The sequence below is a fragment of the Boseongicola sp. genome (assembly GCF_057460485.1).
In genome coordinates this window covers 1-9,176 of record NZ_JBVCWP010000161.1, presented here as the reverse complement: position 1 = coordinate 9,176, position 9,176 = coordinate 1, and the positions used below count along the sequence as shown (strand labels likewise).

The 9,176-nt window shown below is 56.6% G+C and carries 9 protein-coding genes and 1 pseudogene; 3 read left to right on the top strand and 7 right to left on the bottom strand.

The window, feature by feature from the left end; translation table 11 throughout:
- Position 1 precedes the first annotated feature (1 nt).
- On the top strand, positions 2–382 hold the full coding sequence (locus tag AC221Y_RS15940; RefSeq protein ID WP_486707731.1) for an RrF2 family transcriptional regulator: 381 nt from the start codon (positions 2–4) through the stop codon (positions 380–382).
- Positions 383–455: 73 nt separating this feature from the next.
- Here the strand turns inward: AC221Y_RS15940 and dusA are convergent, their stop codons facing one another.
- Both dusA and AC221Y_RS15930 read right to left on the bottom strand, forming a co-directional pair.
- A complete protein-coding gene (gene dusA, locus AC221Y_RS15935; RefSeq protein WP_486707730.1) occupies positions 456–1,457 on the bottom strand; it encodes a tRNA dihydrouridine(20/20a) synthase DusA in 1,002 nt (333 codons plus the stop codon).
- Between the two features lie 78 nt (positions 1,458–1,535).
- Positions 1,536–2,717, bottom strand: coding sequence for a phytanoyl-CoA dioxygenase family protein (locus AC221Y_RS15930; RefSeq protein ID WP_486707729.1), 1,182 nt, complete (start codon positions 2,715–2,717; stop codon positions 1,536–1,538).
- Positions 2,718–2,801: 84 nt separating this feature from the next.
- Between AC221Y_RS15930 and AC221Y_RS15925 the strand changes: the two genes are divergently transcribed.
- The gene (locus AC221Y_RS15925; protein WP_299753278.1) at positions 2,802–3,827 is read left to right on the top strand and encodes a LacI family DNA-binding transcriptional regulator; all 1,026 of its coding nucleotides are present in this window, start codon (positions 2,802–2,804) and stop codon (positions 3,825–3,827) included.
- 9 nt (positions 3,828–3,836) lie between these two features.
- Here the strand turns inward: AC221Y_RS15925 and iolB are convergent.
- The 5 genes and pseudogenes from iolB to AC221Y_RS15900 all read right to left on the bottom strand — a co-directional run bounded on the left by iolB (position 3,837) and on the right by AC221Y_RS15900 (position 8,443).
- A pseudogene (gene iolB / locus AC221Y_RS15920) lies at positions 3,837–4,646 on the bottom strand (5-deoxy-glucuronate isomerase).
- 636 nt (positions 4,647–5,282) lie between these two features.
- Positions 5,283–5,528, bottom strand: a complete 246-nt coding sequence (locus tag AC221Y_RS15915) for a hypothetical protein (RefSeq protein ID WP_299753282.1) — start codon at positions 5,526–5,528, stop codon at positions 5,283–5,285.
- A complete protein-coding gene (locus tag AC221Y_RS15910) occupies positions 5,512–6,300 on the bottom strand; it encodes an ATP-binding cassette domain-containing protein (protein ID WP_486707728.1) in 789 nt (262 codons plus the stop codon). The genes AC221Y_RS15915 and AC221Y_RS15910 overlap by 17 nt, the downstream gene beginning before the upstream one ends.
- Position 6,301: 1 nt before the next feature.
- The gene (locus AC221Y_RS15905; protein WP_486707727.1) at positions 6,302–7,423 is read right to left on the bottom strand and encodes an ABC transporter permease; all 1,122 of its coding nucleotides are present in this window, start codon (positions 7,421–7,423) and stop codon (positions 6,302–6,304) included.
- Positions 7,424–7,492: 69 nt separating this feature from the next.
- Entirely contained in the window at positions 7,493–8,443 is a 951-nt protein-coding gene (locus AC221Y_RS15900; protein WP_299752931.1) for a sugar ABC transporter substrate-binding protein, read from the bottom strand.
- Positions 8,444–8,649: 206 nt separating this feature from the next.
- On the opposite strand from AC221Y_RS15900, the gene AC221Y_RS15895 reads away from it, so the two are divergent.
- The coding region (locus tag AC221Y_RS15895) for a LacI family DNA-binding transcriptional regulator (RefSeq protein WP_486707726.1) at positions 8,650–9,176 on the top strand (527 nt) is incomplete at its 3' end.

Sequence of the window (9,176 nt, the reverse complement as noted above, 5' to 3'; positions counted from 1 at the left end):
CTTGGCTATCCGGGCGCCTGCCAGGGTGCCGACTTCTGAGATCGCGACACTCTATGGATTGTCAGAAAACCATCTTTCCAAAGTCGCAACGAGACTTGCGCGCGAGGGTTTTGTGAATTCCGAGCGAGGGCGTAGCGGCGGTCTCACGCTTGCGCGTCCGGCGAAAGATATCCTTGTGGGTGACGTTGTGCGCGCCATGAAGCGCAATGACCCGGTGGTCGAGTGTTTCGGGACCGACAAGTCCTGTCTTATCCTACCTGCCTGCGGGTTGCGCGAACCTCTGGCGCGGGCTCAGGAGGCATTCTTTGCCACATTGGATCGCTATACACTCGCTGACGTGACCCGATCGCGAACGGCACTTGCGGCATTGCTGGTTGCGTAACTGATCAACTGACTTTCAGCTTCTGGCACGTTGGGATGAATGTGAGCGCCAAACACCTATTGCGACAGGGGCCTCATGCAGTCACGCCGTGTGGCACCTGACCCAACGCGTCGCGCAGAACATCAACCCCGACCCCATCGCAATGCACGCGCTCTGACAGCACGCGGCGCCATGCGCGCGCGCCCGGACGCCCCTGAAACAGCCCCAGCATATGCCTCGACACGTTATGCAGGCGACCTCCGGAAGCAATGTGGGCTTCGATGTATGGCACCATGGCTTCGACCAGATCATGCCGAGTATCGAAAGGATCAACCGCGCCAAAAATCGTGCTATCAGCGCGCGAAAGCGTGTCCCAAGCCGTGTGGTACGCCGCGCGGCCGATCATCACGCCGTCAAGCCCCCTCGCAAGGTGATCTTGGGCCTGGTCAAGCCCTTCGATGCCACCGTTGATGGATATATGGAGGTCCGGAAAGGCCGCTTTCATCGCGTGGACAAGGTCATAATCCAAAGGTGGGATGTCGCGGTTTTCCTTTGGGCTTAGGCCCTGAAGCCAGGCTTTGCGGGCATGGATCGCCACGCGGGTCACGCCGACTTCGCGGATGCGTGAAAGGAACTCCGGAAGCACCGTTTCCGGAGTCTGCTCGTCGACACCGATGCGGCATTTGACCGTGACGGGCACGTCCACGGCCTCGATCATGGCGCCAACGCATGTTGCCACAAGATCGGGCGAATTCATCAAAACAGCGCCGAACGCGCCCGACTGTACACGGTCCGAAGGACAGCCGACATTAAGGTTTATCTCGTCATAACCCTCGCCTGCCCCGATTCGCGCGGCTTGCGCCAGTTCAGCCGAATCAGAGCCACCAAGTTGCAGCGCCACAGGGTGTTCGGCGGCATGGTAAGTCAGAAGATGGGTGGCCCCCCCCCGCACCAGCGCAGGCGCTGTGACCATTTCGGTATAAAGCAGCGTGTGGCGGCTCAGCAGACGATGGAGATACCGGCAATGACGATCCGTCCAATCCATCATTGGCGCGACAGACAGGCGGGCGGCCTTTTCGATAGGGATGGCGGTCATACCGGTGTCTCTCTTGTCGCGCGATTGCTTTCAGGGGCGATGTAGTCGCCCTTGCGCGAAAATGGAAGGCAAGGCGCGTCAGGCGCGGCGCGCACCGTCCTGCCGATCAAGAGTAGCCTCGAATTCAGATTGCGAAATGTCCGCCATAATCGCCTGTTTCATCGCGGCTTTTTGGGTCAGCGGTGCAAGCCCTGCCACGGGCGGGTCGCGATCAAGGTTGGTGGGAAAGGAATATCCCTCGGCCGTAGCCGATAGCACCGCATCAAGGGCGGCTTCGTTGATCTCGCCCGTTTGCCAGGCCCGCGACAGGACTGGAAACAGCGTTTTGCACATCCTAGTGCGGTCGATGGTTTCCATCGCGCGACCGAAAGGTGACGAGATTTGTAAAAGGTTCACCATGCGGCGGACGTCCGCGGTCGTGTTCGCGCCCGCGGCGTGAAACAGCGCCGGGCTGAAGAAGATAGCGTCGCCTTTTGCCAAGGGAAGCTGGACGTGGGCTTCCTCGAAATGGGCGCGGAAATCGTCGCGTCGCCAGGCGGCATATCCCGGACGATAGGTCTGCGAGAAAGGCAATAGCTTCGTCGGCCCGCTTTCAATTGAAATGTCGCAATGCGCGATGCCACCCTGAAGCGTCATCAAGGGCGAAAGATCATGGACATGAGCGGGGTATGTGGCGCTAATTTCGGCCGACTGAAAACCAAGGTGGTAGTCACGATGCGCCTGTTGCGGCTGGCCACCGGGATGCACCAGATTCACCTGCGCGGTCATCTGATAATTGGGGCCAAGCCACGCCTCGCACGCCGCATCAATGGCGGCACTTGCGTGGTAGTGTGCAAAGACCTGCGGAGCGGCTTCGCACAACTTTTGCAGTGAATTCCAGATGCGATCGTTCGAGCCCGCGGCTGCAAAGTGGTCGGCCCCTCCGCCTGCCCCGGCTTTTTCGGCCGCGATAACGTCGTTGAAAACAGCCGTTGCCGCATCAATTGCTGCAAGGTCAGTGCAGGCGGATTTCAGAACGAACACGCCAGGTCCACTGAGCAGGATTTTGGCCCATTCCACCATCAGGACGCGGCGTTGCTCTGGTTCGGCCAGCATCTCTTTAAGGCGATTCATGTCGTAGAGCGGCACTTTTTTGGGCGCGCCGCTGGCATGTGGGATGTCGGTCATATCAACCACGCGCGCAGTGATTGCCTTGAACTCGATCAAATCGCAAAGTTCTGCGGCGTAAAATCCGGTGGAGCGGTCAGTAGGCTCGTTCATGATCGTGTATCCTTCTGTATCGTGAACCAAGCATACGCCCACCGCTCCTTGATTTCTCCCAAAAAAACCATCAAGAAACCATCAATGACGCATCGCTTTCCGATCAAAGAAATCGCTCGCCAATCGGGGCTTGGCCCCGCAACCGTCGATCGTGTTTTGAACGACCGAGCCAACGTAAGTCCGCAGACACGAAACCGCGTGCGGGTGGCGATGGACGAACTTGCGCGGCAGGAACAACAGCTTACAGCCCGCGGACGGCGCTTGTTCGTCGATGTTGTCGTCGAGGCGCCACAGCGATTTGCGAACGTGGTTCGGGATGCCGCAGAATCCGTTTTGCCAAGCATCGGGATCGGTGTGTTTCGTCCGCGTTTTCAGATGTATGACTTGATGGGCGACGCCGAAATGGCATCCTGCCTCCACAGCATCGCGCGCCGTGGCAGTCAGGGCGTCTGCCTTAAAGCACGTGATGTACCGAGTGTGCGCGACGCGATTGACCGCCTTGTCGGGAAGGGCATTCCGGTCATCACACTGGTGACGGATGTCCGAGATTGCCGCCGTCACGCCTATGCAGGGCTCGACAATGCCAACGCGGGGCGCACCGCCGCCTATCTCCTAGGTAATACCAGGCGCGGAACCAAGGGCACAGTGATTACAACGCGCAGCCAAGAAGCGTTTTCGGGAGAAGCTGAGCGGTTCCATTCGTTTCGCGAAACGCTCGCCCGACTTTGTCCAGACCTTCACGTGATAGACGTCAGCGGAAGCGGTGGTCTTTCGCGCACAATGCCCGAACATCTTGATTCTGCCGTATCTCAGACATCTCAACTTGCAGGTGTTTACAGCATGGGTGGAGCAAACGCGGCCACTTTGGAGGTACTGCGCCAAAACGGTATCGAAAACCTGCCCTATATCGCCCATGATCTGGACGCCGAGAACCGCGCGCTTCTTGCCGATGGAAAACTAAGCTTTGTGCTGCACCATGATCTGACCAGTGATTTTCGACAGATTTTCATGGCGATCGCGGGACTGCACGGGCTTGGTCCCCGGCCAGAAGAGCGGCTGATCAGCGACATCCAGATCGTGACGCCCTTCAATCAGCCGCAGTCGCTTTGAGGTTCACTTTCAGTCGGCGTCCCGTTGGGCAATCCAGTCGTGCGCCGGGTCGTTTTCAAAGCGCCATTTGCGCAAAGGACCTGCCATGACGTTCAGATAGTACATCTCATAACCCTATGGTGCGGCGCAGGGGTGGTGACCTTTGGGGACAAGGACCACGTCGCCATTTTGCACGGCCATCGTCTCATCAAGGCTACCGTCTTCGGTGTAGACCCGCTGCACGCCGAACCCCTGTGCGGGGTTCAGGCGGTGGTAATAGGTTTCTTCGAGATACGTCATGCGTGGGAGGTCGTCTTCGTCATGCCTGTGGCTTGGGTAAGACGACCAGTTGCCGGGCGGTGTGAAGACTTCTGTAACAAGAAGGCTGCCGGCGACGTCACGGGCCTCCATTGCGATGTTGTTGATGAAGCGCTGGTTTTGACCTTTACCACGGGGGGTGAGTTCGATGCCCTCGGGACCAAGCCTTTGAACGGGATAGTCACCTTTGGCGGGCGCCGTGCACACCGCCAACACACAATCTGTCGTGGCCGTGGCAGTCCAAATCGTATCGCCGGGCGCATAAACACAATGCGGTGGTGTTTTTTCGAAAACTGAGATGCGGTCGCCCATCTCGCCGAAGTCGGCGTCACCAACAGTCAGCGTCGCGCGGCCCTCCACCAAAACGAGGATCGCCTCAAGGTCAAGGGTTGACCCTGAAGCGATCTCCCCGGGAGAGAGATGGTAGAGCGCGAAGCCGACATAGCCCCAGCCCGCACTTTTTGGTGTAATGGAGTGGACCTTACCAGAGGTTCCAATCGGTTTGACCAGAAGTTTACTCACACCAGGCCGCCGATCGGGCCTAGCCGCTCCGGCCGCATCATTGCTTCGGGCCCTCGGGTGTAAATCTTCTTAAACTGTTTCTCTTCCATCTCTTTCCTATCCTGTCCCCACTATCCGTCGGTATCTCAAATTAAATGCGAGAACTAGGGGCTGTTGACGTTCGGGATTCCAAATCACCTGATGTCCAAAATGGCAACCTTGCGAGCCTTCGGTTTTCAACAAGCGCAGACCCAGATGTTCAGGCGCTTTCAAGCATAATTCGTGACATAGATCAGATGCAACAACAGGGTACTTTGCAGGTCTGGCCACGGCCACCTATCCCGGAGTTTTCTGACATCGTGTCCATACTTGGCGATGAAATCCACTTCATGCTTCAAGGTCAAAACTCGATCAGTGCCGCGCTGGCCACGTCACAAGACCGCAAGTTTAAGGCAGTGGAGTGCCAGAGTTTCCGCAATGGCTGTGGTACATTCTTTTTTTCCCCAAAAACTGGGTGTGACTTCGTGTTGAAAGCACAAGGCACAATGGCTCTCGGGCAGCACTTGCACCAGAAGATACGCCGCCGTCCGCCCTGGGGTTTCAGTGTCCAGACCAACGTACGCGATCCTGGTTGACGCCGGGATGTCCGCGACCCGCTTACACCGGAATGGCCCCATCGGTCAGATCATCGATGGCACGCCCGCTGGCAGGCAAATCGCGCGCCGTCTCGCAGACGTCTTGGCTTAAGCGCTTGGCGATCCTGGCCAACGCAGACAGGATCTCGGAAGACTTCAGCGAAGCATCGGACCAGGCAACCGCAAGACAAAGGTCGGAAATAAAAAACCGCCACGAAACGTGGCGATGTTCATACGCTGTCAGAATAGGCTCAGACCGTACCGCCAAGGCTACCTTCCAGCGTGGCCAGCTCTTGTCCACCAGCCATCAGATCTTGAAGCTCGTCTGGCGTGATCTGGCCGCGTTGAGCCGTGCCCAGTGTCTTACCCCTGTTCAAAACAGTGAACCGATCGCCAACCGCCAGCGCGTGACGTACATTGTGGGTGATGAACACCACGGCGATGCCATTTTTTCGTACTCGATCAACGGTAGCCAAAACATTAGAGGTCTGCCGCACGCCAAGTGCCGAGGTCGGTTCATCAAGGATCAGCACCTTGGCTCCGAAATGCACTGCCCGCGCGATGGCCACCGTTTGGCGTTCCCCGCCCGACAAAGTGCCAACGGCCTGATCCGGGCCGCGCAGATTGATACCCATCTTCTTCATCTCTGACATCGTCACTTCGTTCGCCACTTCATGGTCAAAGACTGAGATCGGGCCAATCCTTCTCGTAGGTTCATTGCCCATGAAAAAATTGCGTGACACCGACATGAGCGGAATCATCGCAAGGTCCTGATAAACCGTAGCGATACCGGCTGAGATGGAATCTCGCGGCCGCTCGAAATGCATCGATTTGCCTTCGAAAAAGATCTCACCTTTGGTGGGTTTGTGAACACCCGACATGGTCTTGATGAACGTTGACTTTCCAGCACCGTTGTCGCCCAAAAGGCAATGGCATTCGCCGGGGTAAACCTCGAGTGACACCCCGGCCAGTGCGATGACCGATCCAAAGTGCTTCTCGATGTTTTTCATCTGAACGATGGGTGCATGTTCCGTGTTCATCTTACTTCTCCCCAGTAATTGCGCGTCGGATATAGGTATTCAAGATGACAGCCAGCAGCAGAATAACTCCCAGGAAAACCCGGAACAGAGAGCTCTCAACCCCGGCAAAGAACAGACCCTGCTGGACCACACCAAAGATCAGAGCACCGAGTGCCGCGCCGATAACCGAACCATACCCGCCGGTGAGCAATGCGCCGCCAATAACCACGGAAATGATCGCTTCAAACTCTTTAAGCAGGCCTCGATCAGCCCCGGCAGACCCGAACTCCATCACCTGACACGTGGCAAAGACTACGGCGCAAAACGCGGTAAACATGAACATCAGGATTTTGACACGGTTCACTGGGACACCAGTGTAGCGTGCGGCTTGCGCGTCGCCGCCGGCGGCAAAAATCCAATTCCCGAACTTGGTGCGGGTCAGGAGGAAATGACCAAAAATGACTAGAACGATGGCCCAAACAATCAGCATCGGGATGCCATCAACAACCGGCTGCCCTTCGCGAGTGCCACGGCTGAAGGTTTCTATCCAGCCATTTTCACCCATCCACTGGAACAATCCTGTAAAGACCTTGCCTCCGAAAAACGGCGCAAGCCAGTCGCCCGCAGCTTCTTCGCGCAATCCACCGATTATGGTCTTGCGGGTCGTCGCGATGGCCGCAAAAATTGTGACGCCGCGCAGGATAAACAGGAATGCAAGCGTTACGATGAAGCTAGGCAGTCCGGTCTTGACAACCAACCACCCGTTCAGCGCCCCGATGGCAACGCAAATGATGAATGTGAAGATGATTGCCATCCACATCGGAAGGCCCGCGCTAGTTGTTAGCAAGGCAATCGACATGCCAGCAAAACCGATCATTGATCCGACCGAAAGATCAAACTCTCCCGCGATCATGAGGAGACAGGCGCCAACCGCGATGATCATGAATTGAGCCGACACGATCGACCAGTTCATCACACCTGCCGGCGAGAACATGCCAGAGTCAAATGCTGTCAGCAGAAAAAAGACAAAGACCAGAATTGCACCGCAAATGCCGCCCAATTCCGGTCGCATAAGAGACTTGCGGAAACCAGATATTTCCTTGACTCGCTCATCATCTTCGGGGGGAGCGGAAGCTTCCGACATCTTGATACCTCTCTGGGGCAAATGAAAATGGGCGACCGAATGCACGGTCGCCCAGTAGTTGGTCAGTTCTTAGCGGAACTCGCCAGCCATATCGGCAACGGCATCAATTGTGTCTTTGGTCACAAAGCCAGGGCCAGAGTTGATGTTGTGCGGTACCAAAAGACCATACCGGTTATAGTTGGTCAGCAGAACTATCGGTAGGTAGCCTTGGAAGAACGGCTGCTGGTCGATGGCCCAAGAAATGATGTCTTCCTTGATACCCGTGGCGATTTCAGCGCTCAGGTCGAATGTGCCGAAATAGATGTCACCGGCCATGCCGTTCTCTTTCAACGCATTGATTGTAGGAGCAGCAGAGGTCGGGCCAAGCGTCAGGACAGCGCCCGTATCGGGGTTAGCAGACAGATAGGCAAGAACCTTGTTCTTGATTTCAGCCGGGTCTTGACCGGAATCGATCATCTGGTTGCCCAGATCGGCGCCGATTGCATCCGCAAAACCCTGGCAACGCTCAACCGATGCACCATTTGTGATGTAGTGGTTAACACATAGAAAGGACTTCACGCCCGCTTTCGCTGCGCGCATACCGGCTGCGTTACCTGCATCATACTCAGGCTGGCCGATGTGCATCAGCGCGCCCATCGATGCGGATTGCTCGTGCGTGCCCGAGTTCACTGTTATGACAGGAATACCCTGATCTACTGCATCACGAATCGGGCCGGAAAGTGCATCGAAGTCGGCAATGCTGACGATGATACCGTCGGGGCCGGAGGCCGCCGCTTGCTCAACAATACGGGCCATATCACCGATATCGCCGGTTGGCGGATTGCGATACTCGACCGTTACGCCCAATTGACCTTCAGCAACGCCAAGCGCAGTCTTGATTGTATTCCACCAGCTGTCAGAGTCCGGCGCGTGGCTGACGAAAACATATCTCTCGCCGTCCGCCGAAGCTGTGGATGCAGCCATCAGTGGCGCCGCCGCCATAGCGGTCGCAAATGCGACCTTCTTCATAAATGATCTCATATTTTTTCCTCCCAAGTTAGCCAGTTGTCTGGCGTAAAAGCGGCTTACGTACGCCCCTTCATCAAAATTTAACACATCCCCAGTATTTTGCAATCGGTTGCAAATGAAGACAATAAAATGCATCAATTGCGCGCAGTATGTAGAGATAGGCTGCGTTTCGCGCGCTGCACAACGACCGAGATGTCCAAATTGGAGATTTTCCTACCATGGCGATAACATTGAAAGATGTCGCCGAGCGGGCGGGCGTATCACGCTCGGCCGTGTCACGGACGTTCACCGAGGGCGCGTCAGTTTCAGCCAAGACGCGGCGCAAGGTTGAAAAAGCCGCAAGCGAGCTTGGGTACAGCCCGAACGCACTCGCATCATCCCTGACGACGGGGCGCACGAAGCTTATCGGACTTGTCTCAAACAACTTCCATAACCCGTTCTTCTTGCAGGTCTTTGACCTGTTTACCAGGCTCTTGCAGGAACGCGGACTACGCCCGCTTTTAGTCAATCTGACGGATCAAACCGACCCTGAAGCCACGTTGCGATTACTGCGCCAGTATTCCGTCGATGGAGTCATCGTAGCCTCCTCAACACTGTCCCCTGAATTCGCGCTGGCCTTTCAGGAAGCCAGCGTTCCGGTGGTGCATTCCTTTGGCCGCATCGCAGCTAGCCCGCGCGTAAATGTGGTCGGAATAGACAACGTAGAATGCGGTCGGATGGCTGCGCGCACGCTGATCGCGCGCGG

Bases quoted from the DNA above. Each gene is read 5' to 3' on its own strand.
- AC221Y_RS15905 (WP_486707727.1), bottom strand. From the start codon at position 7,423: ATGTCGGAAGCTTCCGCTCCCCCCGAAGATGATGAGCGAGTCAAGGAA.
- AC221Y_RS15925 (WP_299753278.1), top strand. From the start codon at position 2,802: ATGACGCATCGCTTTCCGATCAAAGAAATCGCTCGCCAATCGGGGCTT.
- AC221Y_RS15910 (WP_486707728.1), bottom strand. From the start codon at position 6,300: ATGAACACGGAACATGCACCCATCGTTCAGATGAAAAACATCGAGAAG.
- dusA (WP_486707730.1), bottom strand. From the start codon at position 1,457: ATGACCGCCATCCCTATCGAAAAGGCCGCCCGCCTGTCTGTCGCGCCA.
- AC221Y_RS15930 (WP_486707729.1), bottom strand. From the start codon at position 2,717: ATGAACGAGCCTACTGACCGCTCCACCGGATTTTACGCCGCAGAACTT.
- AC221Y_RS15900 (WP_299752931.1), bottom strand. From the start codon at position 8,443: ATGAGATCATTTATGAAGAAGGTCGCATTTGCGACCGCTATGGCGGCG.